Raw genomic sequence first — 16,152 nt, 5'->3', positions numbered from 1 at the left:
TGGATGAATCTACCCGCAGAGCAGATCGACACTGCAAACGATTTTGGTCACGATGTGCTGTACGGTTTGTCACAGCCGCAGAAAAGCATCCCCTGTAAATGGTTCTACGACGAAGCAGGCTCGCTGCTGTTTGAGGCCATCACCCGTACCGCAGAGTACTACCCGACGCGGGTCGAAACACGTCTGCTCGCAGAAGTAGTGCCCGCGCTGGCACGGATCAAGCCCGGCATACAGTGTGTGATCGAGCCCGGCAGTGGCGCCAGCGTGAAAACACGCGCCCTGCTACAAGGTTTGCCTCTACTACAAACCTATGTGCCCATGGACATCTCCGCTGACTTTCTGCATGAGGTCAGCCTGCAGTTGCAGCGCGATTTTCCCGCACTTGCCATACACCCGCTGGTGGGAGATTTCAGTGATGCCGGGTTCGCCAGTGCCATCAACACCGCAGACCTGCCTATCGATAGCGAACGCCTGGTGTTCTTTCCCGGCTCCACCATAGGTAATTTCCATCCAGAAGCGGCGGCACGCTTGCTGGAGCAGTTCCATGCGCTGGCAGGCGGGTCTGGCTGTTTATTGATCGGGGTGGACACCACGCAGGATGAAAAGCGCCTGCTGGCGGCCTACAACGATGCCGCAGGCATCACCGCGGCCTTCAACCAGAACCTGCTAAAACGAGCCAACCGCGAACTGGGCGCTGATTTCGATGTGCACAGTTTTAGCCATGAAGCGCGTTTCAACCCTAGTGAAGGTCGTATCGAGATGCATCTGGTCAGCACCCGCAAGCAATCGGTACAGCTGGCAGGAAAGTGTTTCGGGTTTGATGCGGGTGAAACCATCTACACCGAGAGCTGCTACAAATACCGCAGTGCCGCATTCATCGCCATGGCGCAGGCGTGCGGCTGGCACTTGCAGCAACACTGGCAGGATGAACAGGAATCGGCATTCACGCTGTTCCTGCTGCGTTCCGCGCGCTAGCGTGTGACGGTGACGCCCTTCCAGAACGCCACATGGCCGGTGATCTTGCTGGCCGCTGCTTTGGGCTTGGCGTAATACCAGGCAGCGTTGGCATTCACCTTGCCATCCACCACCACATCCAGATAACTAGCCGTACCTTTCCAAGGACACACCGTTTCGTGCGCGCTGTCACGGAAGAAGGCGGGGACGAGTGACGCGCGTGGGAAATACACATTGCCTTCCACCAGCTCAAAGCTGGCGCTGTCTGCAATGACCTGACCGTTCCATACCGCTTGTGCCATTAACGCTTCTCCAAAGGTTGTAATGCCTGTGCGAGGTCCTGGATCAGATCCTGCGCATCTTCCAGACCGATATAGAAACGTACCAGCAGGCCAGCATACGAGTAGGCCGCATGCATTTGGTTCCGCGTGAACGGCACCACCAGGCTGACCGCCCCGCCCCAACTGAAGCCCAGATGGAAGAGCTGCAAGGCTTCCACACAACGATCCAGCGCTGGCTGCTGGATATCCTCACGAAACACCACCGAGAACAGGCTGGCCGCCGCTGTAAAATCACGCGCCCAGATGGCGTGGCCAGGCGCGTCCGGCAATGCCGGGTGCAACACATGCGCCACGGCAGGGTGTTGACTTAACCACTGGGCGACCTGACGCGCCGCCTGGTCCTGCGCCAGATAGCGCAGGCGGTAATGCGGCAAACTGCGCAGGATCAGCCGGCAATCCTCAGGACTCACGCCTATGCCCAGGCTGACCACGGTTTCAGACAATGTACGGTACAAGCCCTCATCCGCCGTGGTGACACAGCCCATGAGCACATCGCTGCCACCCGACTGGTACTTGGTCAGCGCCTGTATGGACAGATCCGCGCCCAGCTCGAACACCGGCAAGGCGATTCCGGCTGCCCAGGTGGCGTCGATCGCCACCAACACCTCATGCTGATGCGCCAAGGCCGCCAGCGCTGGCAAGTCAGCCACTTCCATGGTCACCGAGCCCGGTGTTTCCACCCATAACAGGCGCGTGTTGGCAGCAAACTTGAGCGTATCCAACTGCATGGGATCGTAAAACGCCAACTCAATGCCAAACCGTTGCTGCAACAGGCGTGCCGTATCCAGCGCAGGCACGTAACTGTTGAGCGGCATCAGCACCTGATCACCGGCTTTTAGAAACGCCAGCAGCAAAGTACTGATGGCCGACAAGCCGGACGGGAACAGCAGTGCGTGCTCAACGCCATCGATGGCTGCCAGCTGCCGCTCCAGCCTGCGGCTGGTGGGTGTGCCGAGCAAGCCATAGGTGTATTGCTGCTTGTCACGCCAGTCGCGCTGACGCAGCTTTTCCACGCTATCGAACACCACGGTCGAAGCGCGTGCCACCGGGTCGGCCAGACTGTTGAAATTGGCGGAGGCAGCGAAGTCCGGCTGCACCAGCGTAGTCCAGACAGAAGGGGGCGTGACGGGCTTGGCCATGGCGGTGAGTCTCGTAAAGGATCAGCACATGGTAATGGATTTAGCGCGTATGCGTGAGGCAGGGCTCGCACGCGCGTGCAGTGCGCCTAAAAGAAAAGGCTAGCGAAACGCTAGCCTTTGTTTGGTGGCCCCCCTGTGAGTCGAACACAGCACCAACGGATTATGAGTCCGCTGCTCTAACCAAGCATGAGCTAGGGGGCCGTGACCTGCTTAATCGTTGCCGGTTTCCAGGAAACTGCGCAGACGCTCGGAACGCGTCGGGTGACGCAGCTTGCGCAGTGCCTTGGCTTCGATCTGACGGATACGCTCACGCGTAACGTCGAACTGTTTACCCACTTCTTCCAGCGTGTGGTCGGTGTTCATTTCGATACCGAAGCGCATACGCAGCACCTTGGCCTCGCGCGCCGTCAGGGATTCCAGCACTTCCTTGGTGGCTTCGCGCAGGCTGGCATAGACCGCTGCATCGACTGGCGCCAAGGTGGTGTTGTCTTCGATGAAGTCGCCCAGATGCGAATCGTCGTCGTCACCGATCGGCGTTTCCATGGAGATAGGTTCCTTGGAGATCTTGAGGATCTTGCGGATCTTGTCTTCCGGCATTTCCATCTTTTCGGCCAGCGTGGCGGGGTCCGGTTCCAAACCGGTTTCCTGCAGGATCTGACGCGAGATACGGTTCATCTTGTTGATGGTTTCGATCATGTGCACCGGGATACGGATGGTGCGGGCCTGATCCGCGATGGAACGCGTGATGGCCTGACGGATCCACCAGGTGGCATAGGTCGAGAACTTGTAGCCGCGACGGTATTCGAATTTGTCCACCGCCTTCATCAGGCCGATGTTGCCTTCCTGGATCAGATCCAGGAATTGCAGACCACGGTTGGTGTACTTCTTGGCGATGGAGATCACCAGACGCAGGTTGGCCTCGATCATCTCGCGCTTGGCACGACGGGCACGCGCTTCGCCCGTGGACATCTGCTTGTTGATCTCTTTCAGTTCCTTGATCGGGATGCCGACGCGGTCCTGAATATCCAGCAGGCGTTGCTGCTGGTCGACGATGGAGTGCTTGAAGCGCTCCAGACGTTCGACATAGGGTTTGTTCAACGCCAGTTCACCGGCCAGCCATTCCAGATTGGTTTCATGGCCCGGGAACACCTTGATGAAGTGGGGGCGCGGCATGCCGGATTTATCCACGCAGAAGTCCATGATCTTGCGTTCGTGACCACGGATCTCTTCGACCATGACACGCACCTGATCACACAGGGCTTCGACTTGCTTGGCGGAGAAACGGAACGCGGTCAGTTCTTCCAGGATGCCGTCCTGCAGCTTTTTGTATTCTTTGTCCTGCGAACCCTTGGTCTGCAGGATGGCGGTCATCTTCTGATGTGCTTCGCGAATCACGGCAAAGCGCGTCAGCACTTCGGCTTTCAGCTTGGCCAGTGCCTCGGCAGAGATGGCAGCGGCCTTGGCGCCATCGGCGTCATCGTCCTCTTCTTCATCTTCTTCCGTGGCTTCTTCTTCAGCTTCTGCGGCTTCTACCACCATGGCGTCGTCCAGACCGACATCGGTGTCGATCAGGCCGTCGACCAGATCGTCCACACTCAGCTCGTCTTTTTCGACCTTGTCCACCATGGCCAGCAATTCGGCGATGGTGGTAGGACAGGCGGCGATGGCTTGCACCATGTGCTTGAGGCCGTCTTCAATGCGCTTGGCGATCTCGATCTCGCCTTCACGCGTGAGCAGGTCTACCGTGCCCATTTCGCGCATGTACATACGCACCGGGTCAGTGGTACGGCCGAATTCGGAATCCACCGTGGAGAGTGCCTGTTCGGCTTCTTCCACCGCATCTTCATCGGTGACCGCAGGTGGTGCGTCCGACATCAGCAGCACCTCGGCGTCCGGGGCTTCCTCGTACACCTGGATACCCATGTCGTTGATCATGCCAATGATGCCGTCGATCTGTTCCGAATCCTGCACATCATCCGGCAGGTGGTCGTTGATCTCGGCGTAGGTCAGGTATCCGCGCTCCTTACCAAGCACGATCAGCGTTTTCAGCCGCATGCGACGGACTTCTGCGTCGGTTCCCTGGTGTTCTACCTTGTCGTTTTGTTGCTCGTTTGCCATGTCCGACCTCAACTCCATCAATCCAGATGTTTGCGGAAAACCGCGTATTATACCTTAAACTATTGTGGCTCTTTGCGATGGCCCCAGCGACTTTGCTTGAGTAGTGCGCGCTGCGCATCGGTCAGCGCCTGTAAACCCTGCTCCTGCGCGATACGCAGCAGATCCACCGCCTCTGAAGACTCGCGTTCCTGCAAGCGCCGCAGCTGCGACAGCGCGCCCTCGAACTCTGTGGTTAGCAATTCCGGTGCCACCGATTCCATCATCTTGGCACTGAGCTGTTGCCGGTAACGTTCCGGCATTTCCGCCTGTAACTGCTCAAACAACACAGCGGAAGACAAGCCGGGCTGACGCTGGATCTCACGGCGCAGACTGCGCAACAGCTGCGCCTCCGGCGTGACACCCACGATCAGCGCATCATCCAGCTGCACTGCCAGTTCCGGTGCATGCAGCAGGATCTCCAGCAATTTCCCCAACAACACTGGTGCACTGCGGTCTGCCCGTGCCCCTGCACTGCGACGCACCGTTGGTGCCTTCAACTGCATGTTCTGCTCAAGTTCGGTTTGCGACAGGCCAGCCAGTTCCGCCACCCGCTTGCGTAGCAGCAAAGCCAGACGCGGCGCCTGGATCTGCTGCAGGATAGGCTCGGCTTCATTCAGGAAGCGCACCCGGTCTTCTTGCGCCTGCAGCGGGTTATCCACGCTGAGCTGCTGTATCAGATATTGCGAGAACGGTAACGCACGCTCGATAGCCGCGCCAAACGCTTCTTTACCGAATTCCCGCACAAAGCTGTCCGGGTCGTGCTCTTTAGGCAAAAACAGAAAACTCAGGCGCAAACTGTCGGTCAGCGCAGGCAAGGCATTCATGGCCGCACGCCAGGCAGCTTTTTGTCCGGCGGCGTCACCATCAAAACAGAACACGATGTGGTCGGTCTGACGGGTCAGTTTTTGAATATGGAACGGCGTGGTCGCGGTACCCAGTGCAGCCACTGCGTAATCGATGCCGTACTGTGCCAGCGCCACCACATCCATGTACCCTTCGACCACCAGCGCGCATGCCGCTTCACGGATCGCACGCCGCGCTTGGAACAGGCCATACAACTCGTGACCTTTCTGAAATAGGGGTGTTTCCGGCGAATTCAAGTACTTGGGGCCGTCGTCCTCGGATTCGATGACCCGGCCTCCAAAGCCGATCACCTGACCTTTGCTGTCATGGATAGGGAACATGATGCGGTCGCGGAAGCGGTCGTAGCGCCGTCCCTGCTCGTTGTCGATGACCAGCCCCACCGTTTTCAATCCATCGTGCTGATAGTCATCGAACACGGTGGCCAGGTTCTGCCAGCCCGCAGGCGCATAACCGATCTGGAAACGCGCGGCGATCTGGCCGCTCAAGCCGCGCCCCTTCAGGTAGTCGATGGCACGCGTCGATTTCTTCAGCTCCGCCTTGTAATACAGCGCTGCCGACTGCAAGGCCTCCTGCAAACCAGGCATCAGCTTGACCTGCGGCTTATCAGGGTCGCGCTGCTCCTGCGGCACGATCATGCCCGCCATCTTGGCTAGCTCCTGCACCGCCTCGACAAAACTCAGGCCCTGATATTCCATCAGGAAGCCGATAGCACTGCCGTGCGCGCCACAGCCGAAGCAGTGGTAGAACTGTTTGCTGGGGCTGACGGTGAACGAGGGGGATTTTTCGTTGTGGAATGGGCAGCAAGCCTGGTAATTGGCGCCGGCCTTCTTGAGCGGTACGTTGCGATCAATCACATCGACGATGTCGATACGATTGACCAGTTCCTGGATGAATGCCTCTGGAATCATAGTCAAGCCCAGACCAAGCGGCGATATGGACGAAGGACTACCTTGCGCGGCGCTGCAAAGCCTGACGTCATCGCCGATGTCCGGCTTGGCGTCATCCTTGGGGTCATGATGGCTGCGCTGCACGCGTTTTGCCGTTCATCCAGCTTGCTCACTGATGCAAGGCCTCCTTGTACACAAGATGATAGCCCAAAAAACAAAAAGGAGCCTCAGGCTCCTTGTTTGCTGCGTTGGCTGCTGGTTTCCGCTTAAGCACTCAGTCGCTGCTTGATCAAGCCAGAGATCTTGCCCATATCTGCACGCCCAACCACCAGTGGCTTGAGCGCTGCCATGACCTTGCCCATATCCTTGATTCCCGCCGCGCCGGTGTCAGCGACCACCTGCGACAGGATGGAACCCAATTCTTCTTCGGTCAGTGCTTGCGGCAGATATTCATGCAACACGCTTACTTCAAACTTCTCGACGTCGGCCAAGTCGTGGCGGTTGGCGGCTTCGTACTGGGAGATCGAATCACGACGCTGCTTGAGCATCTTCTCGATGGCTTCGATGACTTGCTGGTCATCAAGCTCGATACGCTCGTCCACTTCACGCTGCTTGATGGCAGCCTGCAACAGACGGATGGCTCCCAGACGTGCACTATCCTTGGCACGCATGGCGGACTTCATGTCCTCGCTGATACGGACTTTCAAAGACATGAACGGATCGCCGATTAGTACAGCTTGGCTGGCAGCGTTTGGCTGCGGATACGACGGTAATGACGCTTGACTGCAGCAGCAGCCTTGCGCTTACGTTCCCAGGTTGGCTTCTCGTAGAATTCGCGCGCGCGCAGGTCGGTCAGCAGACCGGTCTTCTCGATCATGCGCTTGAAGCGGCGCAGCGCTACGTCAAATGGCTCGTTTTCCTTGACACGTACAGTAGACATTCGGGGTCGGTTCCTTGGGTTAGGGCGAAAAAGTCTGATATTCTAGCGGCCAATCTCTGATTTATCAATCTTTTATCGACATCATTTATGCTAGTCCTGGGTATTGAATCCTCTTGCGATGAAACTGGCATCGCACTTTATGACACCGAACAGGGCTTGCTTGCGCACGCCTTGCACTCGCAAGTGGAGATGCATGCCGATTATGGTGGCGTAGTACCGGAGCTGGCCTCACGTGACCACATCCGCCGCGTGCTGCCACTTACCCAGCACGTGCTGACACAGGCAGGGCGCACTTTACAGGACATCGAAGGCATCGCCTATACACAGGGTCCAGGCTTGTCTGGCGCGCTGCTGGTCGGCACCAGCGTGGCGGCCTCGCTGTCATTCGCGCTGGGCGTACCCGCGCTGGGCGTGCACCATCTGGAAGGCCACCTGCTGGCACCACTGCTGGAACAGAATCCACCGGCGTTCCCATTCGTGGCGCTGCTGGTATCGGGCGGCCATTCCCAACTGATGCGTGTTTCCGCGATCGGTGACTATGAACTGCTGGGCGACACGCTGGATGACGCGGCCGGTGAAGCCTTCGACAAGACTGCCAAGCTGCTAGGCCTGGGCTACCCCGGCGGCCCGGCGGTGGCGAAGATCGCCGCCAAAGGCGTGCCCGGGCGCTTCAAACTGCCACGCCCTTTACTGCACAGCGGCGACCTCAATTTCAGCTTCAGCGGCCTCAAGACGGCCGTGCTGACGCTGGTCAATGAACAGTTGCGATCGGCCCGAGCCCAGCTCGATCATGCAAATATGAACAGCGGGCAAGACGGCATCGTCGAGCCCATGGCGCTGGACGAGCAGACCAAGGCTGATATCGCCTATGAATTCCAGGAAGCCGTTACCGAGCTGCTCAGCCAAAAATGCATGGATGCCCTACGCAAAACAGGTCTGAGTCGCCTGATTGTCTCTGGCGGCGTAGGCGCCAACACGCGCTTGCGGGAACGTCTGAATCAGGTCACATCGAAGCGCGGCTGCAGTGTGAACTACCCGCGTCTTGAATTCTGCACCGACAATGGGGCCATGATCGCATTCGCGGGCGCCATGCGCCTCAAGGCACTGAAAGCCGAAGCCTCGCATCTATCCGGCACGTTCACGGTGAGGCCACGCTGGGATCTGGCAGAGCTGCAAACGCCCTGAAGGGGTGATGGTCCGGGCGGACGATTGCCCGGGATTATTGCCCGGGATCACTTCTTGCCGAAGCCGGATTCGGTACCGTCCAACAGTTTCTTGATGTTGCTGCGATGTCGCCAGATCAGGAACAAGGCCAGCACCACGGTGGTGAACACATAATCACGGTAAGGCAGCAGCGCATAGGCATAGACCGGTGCCAGCGCTGCCGCTGCCAACGCCGCCAGTGAAGAATAGCGGCTCACCGCAAACACCAGCAACCAGGTCAGCAACACGGCCAGGCCCAGCCAGCCGGACAGGGCCAGCAGCACACCCAAGGCTGTCGCCACACCCTTGCCGCCCTTGAAGCCATGGTAGAGCGGGTACAGATGGCCGATGAAGACCGCCAGCGCCACGCCACTCACCACCCACATCAGCATGCCGGACTGTAAGGCCAGCCACACCGGGAACCAGCCCTTGAACGCGTCACCCAGCAGGGTGATCAACGCCGCAGACTTCTTGCCGCTACGCAGTACATTGGTGGCACCGGGATTACCGGAACCCACGGTACGCGGATCGGGCAGGCCGAACAACTTGCTGACCAGGATGCCGAAACTGATGGACCCCAGCAGATACGCTGCCACGATCCAGATCACAGGCACCAGTGTTACCGAAAAAAATCCCAGCTCGTTCATGTTGTATATCTCTTGAAATGGCATAGTGCGTGATTGCGGGCTTGACCCGGAATCCAAGCAGACTTGAATATAGCAGACTTGAATATACTGGATTCCCGCCTGCGCGGGAATCAGTGCATACAGCGGAGCATGGATATGGACAGCATCTTTTTGAGCGAAGTCAAAGTACAGACCCGGCTGGGCGTACCGGATTGGGAGCGCATGACCGCACAAACCATCGTGCTGGATATCGAGATCGCCATGCCGCACAGCCTGTCCTGCCAGAGTGACGCCATCGAAGACACCATCGATTACGGCCAGGTAGTGTCACGCATTCGCGACACACTGCAGCAACACAGCTTCAAACTGGTCGAAGCACTGGCTGAGCATGTGTGTCAGCTTATCCTCAAGGAGTTCGGGGCGCCCTGGGTCAAGATCAAGGTAGCCAAGCCAGGCATACTGCCGGGGCTCAAAGCGCTGGGTGTCAGCATAGAACGGCAAGCGAGCGCGTAACACCAGTGGCGTCTAGCCTGAGGCACCCATTCACCCGCTCATGGAAAGGCCATCAGCCACGCGGATGATGCAGGCTGTGCAGCTGCTTCAGGCGCTCGCGCGCCACATGAGTATAAATCTGCGTGGTCGAGATATCCGAATGTCCGAGCAGCATCTGCACCACGCGCAGGTCCGCACCATTGTTGAGCAGATGGGTGGCAAAGGCATGGCGCAGCACATGCGGTGAGATCGGCCGGTTGATGCCGGCCAGCAGGGCATAGCGCTTGATCAGGAACCAGAAGCCCTGGCGCGTCATCGCTTCTGCACGCTGGGTCACGAACACCGCATCACTCAGACGCTGCTGTAGGATGTCGGCACGCGCTTCGCGCAGGTAACGTGCCAGCCAGCTCACCGCCTCCTCGCCCATGGGCACCAGGCGCGTCTTGCTGCCCTTGCCGGTCACGCGGATAACACCCTCCTGCAAACTAAGCTCCGCCATGCGTATGCCCACCAACTCGGATACACGCAAGCCACAGGCATACAGCAGCTCCAGCATGGCGCGATCACGCATGCCGAGCGGCTGTGTGGTATCGGGCGCATTGATCAAGGCCAGCACCTCGTCCTCATTCAAGCTTTTTGGCAAGGAACGCGGCAGCTTGGGCGAATCCAGCTGCGCGGTCGGGTCATTCGTCACCAATTGCTCACGCAGCGCATAGCGGTAGAAGCGGCGCAGACTGGCGATCAATCGCCCCATGGTGCGCGGTTTGCTATTGGGGAAGCGCACCGCCAGATAATGCTGCAGATCGGCAGCATCCGCGTCCGTCAATGATTTATGTAATTCCTGCTCCAGCCAAGTGGCGAACTGCAGCAGATCAAGGCGGTAGCTTTCCAGCGTGTTCTTGGCCAGGCCATCTTCCAGCCACAGGTGATCGATGAAACTGTCCAGCAGCGCGCTACTCGCGTCTGGCGTGGCTTCAGGCATGATGACGCTCGAACCGGAACAGGTACATGACAGCGCGGCCTAGGCTGATGCCAGCTGTTCGTGCTGCAGCAGCCATTGCTTGATAAGCAGACCGCGTGGATCTCCCTGCATGAAACCACCCAGGCCATGACGCGCCACGATGCGGTGACAGGGGATCACTAAGGGCACCTGATTGGCACCACAGGCATTGGCCACGGCACGTGGGCCAGAACCCACCATCTCGGCCAGCTCGCCATAGCTGCGTGTTTCGCCGCTGGGGATACTGGCAATGGCACGCCAGACCCGGCGCTGGAATGGTGTTCCGGTGATGGCGATGGGGATATCCAGCCCGGCATGCGGATCGTTCAGATAGGCCTGCAGCTGATGGATGACACTGTGCACGAAGGGCGTCGCGGCGACCTGCGCCTCTGTTGACGCAGGCACTTCTGGCAACAAGCTCAGGCCCAGCAGGTAATCATCCTGAGTACGTATGCCGATGGCGCCGAACGGCGCTGGCAGGATAGCGTCAAAGACTAAGCTCATGCGTCATGGTAGCGCAAAAATACAGCACAAATAAAAAAGCCCCGCAATGCGGGGCTTTTCAATGCAACAAGCAGCGTGTGCTGCTGCGTGCTTGTTCTGCAGCGCTCTTAGTCTGCAGTGCTTGGTGCTGCCACTTCCTTGTCACGGATCTGCAGCTTTTCCTTGATACGTGCGGACTTGCCGGAACGCTCACGCAGGTAGTACAGCTTGCTGCGACGTACGTCACCACGGCGCTTCACTTCGATGGAAGCGATCAGTGGGGAGTAGGTCTGGAACGTACGCTCCACGCCTTCACCGGACGAGATCTTGCGCACGATGAACGAGGAGTTCAAACCACGGTTACGCTTGGCGATCACAACGCCTTCGTAAGCCTGTACGCGCTTGCGGGTACCTTCAACCACGTTCACACCAACCACTATGGTGTCGCCTGGGGCGAAGTCGGGAATGCTTTTGCCGAGGCGGGCGATTTCTTCCTGCTCCAGCATCTTGATGATGTCTGCCATTTCAGTTCCTTTTAATTGTGAAGATTCCTGTTCCTGCTACAGCTTGCGCTTGCCATCCACCTGCTCATGGTCAAGCTCAGCCAGCAGCCGAGATTCTTCTTTCGTCAACGACCTTGCGGCCAATAAATCCGGGCGCCTGTCCCGGGTTCGCTGCAATGACATTTTAAGGCGCCATTGCTTGATCTTGGCGTGATTGCCGGACAACAACACGGCAGGTACTTTCACGCCTTGGTATTCTTCTGGCCTTGTGTAATGCGGGCAGTCCAGCAAGCCATCCACAAACGAATCCTCGCTGGCAGAATCGGCATCACCGAGCGCACCCGGCAGCTGTCGCACAATCGCATCCATCAACACCATGGCGGGTAACTCACCGCCGGATAGCACATAATCGCCAATGGAGATTTCCATCTCCACCTGGTTGGCGAGCAAACGCTCATCCACCCCTTCATAGCGGCTGGCCAGCAGGATCAGCCCCGGCGCCTGCACCAACTGCATCACCAGCGCATGACTGAGCGGCTGGCCTTGCGGTGACAGGTGGATCAGCAGACTCTTTGGCACACCGGCCTGCTGCTGACGCGCCTTGGCGGCCGCAATGGCTTTTTCCAGCGGCTCGGCCAGCATCACCATGCCAGGGCCACCACCGTACGGCCTGTCATCGACCGTTTTGTAATTATCACTGGTGAAATCACGCGGATTCCACAGCGACAATCCGTACAGCTTTTTTTCCAGCGCCCGTGCCGTGATGCCAGACTGACTCAGCGCGTCGAACATCTGCGGAAACAAGCTGATGACATCGAACTGCAAGGCAGCGGTCAAAACGTCTCGTCCCAATCCACCTGCATGGTCCTGGCCGTGATATCCACCTCCAGCACCACCTGAGCGATGAAGGGGATCAAGCGCTCACGCGCTTCTGCTTCCTTATCATCCTGCTTCGTCGCCTGCTCGACCGCCACCTGCTTGACTACCAGCACATCGTTGGCGCCGGTTTCGAACACATCGATGACCCTGCCTAAGGGCACCTGCTGCAGATTGACCACGTCCAGCCCGATCAGGTCAGACCAGTAGTATTCATTCTCATCCGGCACTGGCAACTGCTCGCGTGGCACGGCGACCTGCCTGGATTTCATGGCGAATGCCGCATCGCGGTCATCCACACCTTCCAGCTTGACCACCAGCGTATTGCCATGCATTTTGGCGGTTTCAACGGCATATTTCTGCCATTGTCCGTTCTTGCCCAGCCACCAATCCGGATAATCGAGCAGACTATCCAGTGTTTCGGTGTCGGGCTGGATTTTCAGCCACCCAAAAATGCCATATGGGGCGACGATGCGCCCCATCACTACCATCTGGCTTGCAGCCGTCTCCATCACTGAAAACGGGCGGACTTACTTAAGCCGCTTTAGCCGCTTGTTTGACCAGGCGTGCAACCGAGTCAGACAGCTGAGCACCATGGCTTTTCCAATGGCTGATACGCACGCTGTCCAGGCGCAGGCCTTCTTGGCCTTCCTTGGCCAGCGGGTTGTAGAAACCTACGCGCTCGATGAAACGACCATCACGGCGATTGCGGGAGTCAGCCACTACAACACTGTAGAAAGGGGCCTTCTTCGAGCCACCACGGGCCAGTCGAATGATAACCATATATACGTTTCTCTTGAAGATCTGCGGAAAGGGGCGGATTTTACGTTATTTTTTAATGCTTTGGCAAGGCATATATTGCCGCATCAAGCGGGCTGGTAATGCGTAGGGTCCGCAAGCCCTGCCTGGGCAAAGCCATCACTGCGGAAGCGGCAGGAATCGCAGCGTCCACAAGCGCGGCCATGCGCGTCGGCCTGATAGCAGGACACCGTCATGCCGTAGTCCACACCCAAGGCAACGCCACGCTGAATGATCTGCGCCTTGCTCAGATCGATCAGTGGCGCATGCACAGTGATGGCGTGCCCTTCCACGGCCGCTTTGGTAGCCAGATTGGCCATGCGCTGGAACGCCGCGACATATTCACCACGACAATCCGGATAGCCGGAATAATCCAGCGCGTTCACGCCGATGAAAATGTCCTGCGCCTGCAGCACTTCGGCCCAGGCCAAGGCCAGCGACAACATGATGGTATTGCGTGCTGGCACATAGGTGACCGGGATACCCTCGGATGGCGATTCCGGCACATCGATGAGGTCGTCCGTGAGGGCCGAGCCGCCGAACATGGACAAATCCAGCCTGGCGGTACGATGTGCGGCGGCACCGAGCGCCGCCGCCACACGCTGGGCGGCCTGCAACTCGGCGATGTGGCGTTGATGGTAATCCAGGCTCAGGCAATAACAGTCAAAACCCTGACTACGTGCGATGGCCAGCACGGTGGCAGAATCCAGACCGCCAGACAGCAATACGACCGCGGGCTTCATTTTCCTGGCGTCTCCCCCCACAAGATCTTGTGCAGTTGCAACTGCATACGCACCGGCAACCGGTCAGCCAATACCCATTCCGCAAGCTGGGTGGGGTTCACCTGGCCATACACGGGCGAGAACAGCACAGTACACGTCTTATCCAGCGCCCGCTCGGTCACCAGCTGCCTGGCCCAGTCATAGTCATTGCGGTCACACAGCACGAACTTGACTTCATCCTGCGGCTTCAGGCGCGTGAGGTTATCCCAGACATTGTTGTCCAACTCGCCCGAACCCGGGGTTTTAACATCGAGAATCACCGAAACACGCGGGTCTACATCTTGAGTGGACACCGCACCACCGGTTTCCAGCGAGACCGAGTAGCCGGCATCGCACAGCTGCGTGAGCAGGGTCAGGCAAGGCTTCTGCGCCAGCGGCTCGCCGCCGGTCACCGTGACAAAACGTGTGCCATGACTGGCGACCTCGGCCATGATCTGTTCCAGCAGCATGGTGCTGCCGCCATTGAAGGCGTACGCCGTGTCGCAATAGACACAGCGCATCGGGCAACCGGTCAGGCGCACGAACACAGTGGGCAAACCGACGCGCGTCGATTCGCCTTGCAGGGAATGGAAGATTTCGTGGATACGCAGTTTCATGAACAGGAGCGCCGCGCCTACGCACAGCGGCAGATCCGCTAGCGGGTTTTGATGGCGTCCAGTGCAGTCAAACGGCGCTTGGCAGCTGGCGCAACTTCACTGTTGGGGTAACGCGCCAGCAATTCACGCAAGGTGACCTTGGCAGCCCCGATGTCGGCGAGCTGGATCTGACTGTTGGCGATATTGAACAAGGCATCAGGCAGCTTGGCACTATCCGGATACTGGGCGAGCAACTTTTGCTGGGTAGAAATGGCCGCTTTGTAATTCTTCAAGGAGAACTGCGCGAAACCAAGCCCGTAATAAGCATCAGCGCGATAGGGGCTGGATGGATAGGTCTGCAGGAATTTGTCGTAGGCATCGAACGCTTCACGATGACGCCCGGCATTGGCCAGGCCTTGTGCCGCTTCGTAGGCTTTCAGTTCATCCGCGCGCTCGGCGGAAACGGGGGTATTCGTAGTGGGCGGTGCTGAGCTTGCGGGTGCATCAGCGGGCTGACCGTCCACTGGCACGGCCACAAAGCCTCCAGCGGATTGTGCCGCCTGGCCAGATTCCTCCAGCTTGCGTAAGCGCGCATCGGTATCGGCATACAGGTCGCGCTGGCGTTGCTGGGTCAGATCGACATCATGGGAGGCGACTTCCAGATCACCCTTGACCTTGCTGAGCTCCTGCTTGAGTTGTTCCAACTGGCTGAGCAGTTCCAGCATGCCCTGCCCTTTGACCAGCGCTTCAATATCGCTGAGTCGCTTGTCCAGCTTGCTTAATGTTGCCTGATTGGCCTGGTTCTGGGCTTCCACACTCTGTTGCAGCTTGTTGACCTTGTCGCGCGCTTCATCATCAGAGAACAATCCCGCGTGTGCACTGCCCGCAACAAGGCCGCCAATGACGACAAGAGCCTGTAGGCCCGGAACCAGGAACCGCATGCTTACTTCTCTACCTGGTAAGCGATATCAACGCGGCGGTCATCTTTGTAGCAAGATTCTGCTGCGCAACCCAGCTTGGCTTTTTCTTCACCGAAGCTGACGGTCTCGATCTGAGTGTCTTGTACACCCAGCACGTTCATGACGCGCTTGACTGCCACGGCACGACGCTGACCCAGGGACAGGTTGTACTCGCGCGCACCGCGCTCATCGGTATTGCCTTGCAGTACCATGCGTGCGTTAGGATGTGCCAGCAGGTACTTGGCATGCGCTTCGATCAGAGGACGGTACTCAGCATTGATGGTGTCGCTGTCGTAATCGAAATAGATGCTGCGCTTGTAGAGGATGCTGCTTGGGTCGTTCAGTAGCGCGCTCTTGCCGGATTCATCATCTGCCACCACGGATGCAACGGTATCACCGCCTGCAGCTGGTGCGCCGGTGTCCGCCATGGCTGGGCTCTTGTCAGCGACAGGGGCCGATGCGTCCTTGGCTGCCTTGTTGGAACATGCACCCAGCAGCAGAACGACCAGCAGGCTTGCCATCAATTGTTTATTCATTATTACGCTCCTTGATTTGATTCAAACATAAAAAATA

At 58.4% G+C, this 16,152-nt stretch carries 20 protein-coding genes and 1 tRNA gene; 3 read left to right on the top strand and 18 right to left on the bottom strand.

What is annotated here, in order from left to right:
* The first annotated feature begins 3 nt into the window (after nucleotides 1-3).
* Nucleotides 4-975 (top strand): L-histidine N(alpha)-methyltransferase, encoded by a 972-nt coding sequence (gene egtD, locus ED236_RS05155; protein WP_123236874.1) that lies wholly within the window; start codon nucleotides 4-6, stop codon nucleotides 973-975.
* Here the strand turns inward: egtD and ED236_RS05150 are convergent.
* The 7 genes from ED236_RS05150 to rpsU all read right to left on the bottom strand — a co-directional run bounded on the left by ED236_RS05150 (nucleotide 972) and on the right by rpsU (nucleotide 7,282).
* On the bottom strand, nucleotides 972-1,256 hold the full coding sequence (locus ED236_RS05150) for a DUF427 domain-containing protein (RefSeq protein ID WP_123236873.1): 285 nt from the start codon (nucleotides 1,254-1,256) through the stop codon (nucleotides 972-974). The two genes, egtD and ED236_RS05150, sit on opposite strands and share 4 nt — an antisense overlap.
* Entirely contained in the window at nucleotides 1,256-2,434 is a 1,179-nt protein-coding gene (locus tag ED236_RS05145; RefSeq protein WP_123236872.1) for a PLP-dependent transferase, read from the bottom strand. The genes ED236_RS05150 and ED236_RS05145 overlap by 1 nt, the downstream gene beginning before the upstream one ends.
* Before the next feature lie 122 nt (nucleotides 2,435-2,556).
* Nucleotides 2,557-2,635: transfer RNA gene (locus ED236_RS05140), tRNA-Ile, on the bottom strand.
* Nucleotides 2,636-2,644: 9 nt separating this feature from the next.
* A complete protein-coding gene (gene rpoD, locus ED236_RS05135; protein ID WP_123236871.1) occupies nucleotides 2,645-4,552 on the bottom strand; it encodes an RNA polymerase sigma factor RpoD in 1,908 nt (635 codons plus the stop codon).
* Between the two features lie 59 nt (nucleotides 4,553-4,611).
* Complete coding sequence (gene dnaG, locus ED236_RS05130) at nucleotides 4,612-6,363, bottom strand: DNA primase (RefSeq protein WP_123237132.1); 1,752 nt, start codon at nucleotides 6,361-6,363, stop codon at nucleotides 4,612-4,614.
* Between the two features lie 245 nt (nucleotides 6,364-6,608).
* Nucleotides 6,609-7,055, bottom strand: a complete 447-nt coding sequence (locus ED236_RS05125) for a GatB/YqeY domain-containing protein (protein ID WP_123236870.1) — start codon at nucleotides 7,053-7,055, stop codon at nucleotides 6,609-6,611.
* 14 nt (nucleotides 7,056-7,069) lie between these two features.
* Complete coding sequence (rpsU, locus tag ED236_RS05120) at nucleotides 7,070-7,282, bottom strand: 30S ribosomal protein S21 (protein WP_123236869.1); 213 nt, start codon at nucleotides 7,280-7,282, stop codon at nucleotides 7,070-7,072.
* Nucleotides 7,283-7,369: 87 nt separating this feature from the next.
* Here rpsU and tsaD point away from each other — a divergent pair, with 87 nt between their 5' ends.
* Nucleotides 7,370-8,467, top strand: a complete 1,098-nt coding sequence (gene tsaD, locus ED236_RS05115) for a tRNA (adenosine(37)-N6)-threonylcarbamoyltransferase complex transferase subunit TsaD (protein ID WP_123236868.1) — start codon at nucleotides 7,370-7,372, stop codon at nucleotides 8,465-8,467.
* A gap of 47 nt (nucleotides 8,468-8,514) precedes the next feature.
* Here the strand turns inward: tsaD and plsY are convergent, their stop codons facing one another.
* Complete coding sequence (gene plsY / locus ED236_RS05110; protein WP_123237131.1) at nucleotides 8,515-9,132, bottom strand: glycerol-3-phosphate 1-O-acyltransferase PlsY; 618 nt, start codon at nucleotides 9,130-9,132, stop codon at nucleotides 8,515-8,517.
* Nucleotides 9,133-9,267: 135 nt separating this feature from the next.
* On the opposite strand from plsY, the gene folB reads away from it, so the two are divergent.
* Nucleotides 9,268-9,624, top strand: coding sequence for a dihydroneopterin aldolase (gene folB, locus ED236_RS05105; protein WP_123237130.1), 357 nt, complete (start codon nucleotides 9,268-9,270; stop codon nucleotides 9,622-9,624).
* Between the two features lie 52 nt (nucleotides 9,625-9,676).
* On the opposite strand, the gene xerD is transcribed toward folB, so the two are convergent.
* The 10 genes from xerD to ED236_RS05055 form a co-directional block, all read right to left on the bottom strand.
* Entirely contained in the window at nucleotides 9,677-10,585 is a 909-nt protein-coding gene (gene xerD / locus ED236_RS05100) for a site-specific tyrosine recombinase XerD (protein ID WP_123236867.1), read from the bottom strand.
* A 39-nt stretch (nucleotides 10,586-10,624) separates the two neighbouring features.
* Entirely contained in the window at nucleotides 10,625-11,107 is a 483-nt protein-coding gene (locus ED236_RS05095) for a methylated-DNA--[protein]-cysteine S-methyltransferase (protein WP_123236866.1), read from the bottom strand.
* Between the two features lie 107 nt (nucleotides 11,108-11,214).
* A complete protein-coding gene (gene rplS / locus ED236_RS05090) occupies nucleotides 11,215-11,610 on the bottom strand; it encodes a 50S ribosomal protein L19 (RefSeq protein WP_123236865.1) in 396 nt (131 codons plus the stop codon).
* A gap of 36 nt (nucleotides 11,611-11,646) precedes the next feature.
* Entirely contained in the window at nucleotides 11,647-12,414 is a 768-nt protein-coding gene (gene trmD / locus ED236_RS05085) for a tRNA (guanosine(37)-N1)-methyltransferase TrmD (RefSeq protein WP_123237129.1), read from the bottom strand.
* Nucleotides 12,415-12,422: 8 nt separating this feature from the next.
* On the bottom strand, nucleotides 12,423-12,977 hold the full coding sequence (gene rimM / locus ED236_RS05080) for a ribosome maturation factor RimM (RefSeq protein WP_123236864.1): 555 nt from the start codon (nucleotides 12,975-12,977) through the stop codon (nucleotides 12,423-12,425).
* Nucleotides 12,978-12,999: 22 nt separating this feature from the next.
* Nucleotides 13,000-13,248 (bottom strand): 30S ribosomal protein S16, encoded by a 249-nt coding sequence (rpsP, locus tag ED236_RS05075; protein WP_123236863.1) that lies wholly within the window; start codon nucleotides 13,246-13,248, stop codon nucleotides 13,000-13,002.
* A gap of 83 nt (nucleotides 13,249-13,331) precedes the next feature.
* Nucleotides 13,332-14,006, bottom strand: a complete 675-nt coding sequence (queC, locus tag ED236_RS05070) for a 7-cyano-7-deazaguanine synthase QueC (protein WP_123236862.1) — start codon at nucleotides 14,004-14,006, stop codon at nucleotides 13,332-13,334.
* Nucleotides 14,003-14,641, bottom strand: a complete 639-nt coding sequence (gene queE / locus ED236_RS05065) for a 7-carboxy-7-deazaguanine synthase QueE (RefSeq protein ID WP_123236861.1) — start codon at nucleotides 14,639-14,641, stop codon at nucleotides 14,003-14,005. The genes queC and queE overlap by 4 nt, the downstream gene beginning before the upstream one ends.
* Before the next feature lie 38 nt (nucleotides 14,642-14,679).
* Nucleotides 14,680-15,561: a tol-pal system protein YbgF gene (gene ybgF, locus ED236_RS05060; protein WP_123236860.1), complete on the bottom strand. Its 882-nt coding sequence runs from the start codon at nucleotides 15,559-15,561 to the stop codon at nucleotides 14,680-14,682.
* Nucleotides 15,562-15,563: 2 nt separating this feature from the next.
* Nucleotides 15,564-16,115 (bottom strand): OmpA family protein, encoded by a 552-nt coding sequence (locus ED236_RS05055; protein WP_123236859.1) that lies wholly within the window; start codon nucleotides 16,113-16,115, stop codon nucleotides 15,564-15,566.
* Between the last annotated feature and the right edge of the window lie 37 nt (nucleotides 16,116-16,152).

It is taken from the genome of Pseudomethylobacillus aquaticus (assembly GCF_003730115.1).
In the GTDB taxonomy this organism is placed as follows: Bacteria; Pseudomonadota; Gammaproteobacteria; order Burkholderiales; family Methylophilaceae; genus Pseudomethylobacillus; species Pseudomethylobacillus aquaticus.
The sequence above is the reverse complement of the archived record's forward strand: the minus strand, read 5'-3'. Positions and strand labels throughout refer to the sequence as shown.

Coding starts and splice junctions, on each gene's coding strand:
- egtD (WP_123236874.1), top strand. CDS start 4: ATGAATCTACCCGCAGAGCAGATCGACACTGCAAACGATTTTGGTCAC.
- ED236_RS05150 (WP_123236873.1), bottom strand. CDS start 1,256: ATGGCACAAGCGGTATGGAACGGTCAGGTCATTGCAGACAGCGCCAGC.
- ED236_RS05145 (WP_123236872.1), bottom strand. CDS start 2,434: ATGGCCAAGCCCGTCACGCCCCCTTCTGTCTGGACTACGCTGGTGCAG.
- rpoD (WP_123236871.1), bottom strand. CDS start 4,552: ATGGCAAACGAGCAACAAAACGACAAGGTAGAACACCAGGGAACCGAC.
- dnaG (WP_123237132.1), bottom strand. CDS start 6,363: ATGATTCCAGAGGCATTCATCCAGGAACTGGTCAATCGTATCGACATC.
- ED236_RS05125 (WP_123236870.1), bottom strand. CDS start 7,055: ATGTCTTTGAAAGTCCGTATCAGCGAGGACATGAAGTCCGCCATGCGT.
- rpsU (WP_123236869.1), bottom strand. CDS start 7,282: ATGTCTACTGTACGTGTCAAGGAAAACGAGCCATTTGACGTAGCGCTG.
- tsaD (WP_123236868.1), top strand. CDS start 7,370: ATGCTAGTCCTGGGTATTGAATCCTCTTGCGATGAAACTGGCATCGCA.
- plsY (WP_123237131.1), bottom strand. CDS start 9,132: ATGAACGAGCTGGGATTTTTTTCGGTAACACTGGTGCCTGTGATCTGG.
- folB (WP_123237130.1), top strand. CDS start 9,268: ATGGACAGCATCTTTTTGAGCGAAGTCAAAGTACAGACCCGGCTGGGC.
- xerD (WP_123236867.1), bottom strand. CDS start 10,585: ATGCCTGAAGCCACGCCAGACGCGAGTAGCGCGCTGCTGGACAGTTTC.
- ED236_RS05095 (WP_123236866.1), bottom strand. CDS start 11,107: ATGAGCTTAGTCTTTGACGCTATCCTGCCAGCGCCGTTCGGCGCCATC.
- rplS (WP_123236865.1), bottom strand. CDS start 11,610: ATGGCAGACATCATCAAGATGCTGGAGCAGGAAGAAATCGCCCGCCTC.
- rimM (WP_123236864.1), bottom strand. CDS start 12,977: ATGGAGACGGCTGCAAGCCAGATGGTAGTGATGGGGCGCATCGTCGCC.
- rpsP (WP_123236863.1), bottom strand. CDS start 13,248: ATGGTTATCATTCGACTGGCCCGTGGTGGCTCGAAGAAGGCCCCTTTC.
- queC (WP_123236862.1), bottom strand. CDS start 14,006: ATGAAGCCCGCGGTCGTATTGCTGTCTGGCGGTCTGGATTCTGCCACC.
- queE (WP_123236861.1), bottom strand. CDS start 14,641: ATGAAACTGCGTATCCACGAAATCTTCCATTCCCTGCAAGGCGAATCG.
- ybgF (WP_123236860.1), bottom strand. CDS start 15,561: ATGCGGTTCCTGGTTCCGGGCCTACAGGCTCTTGTCGTCATTGGCGGC.
- ED236_RS05055 (WP_123236859.1), bottom strand. CDS start 16,115: ATGAATAAACAATTGATGGCAAGCCTGCTGGTCGTTCTGCTGCTGGGT.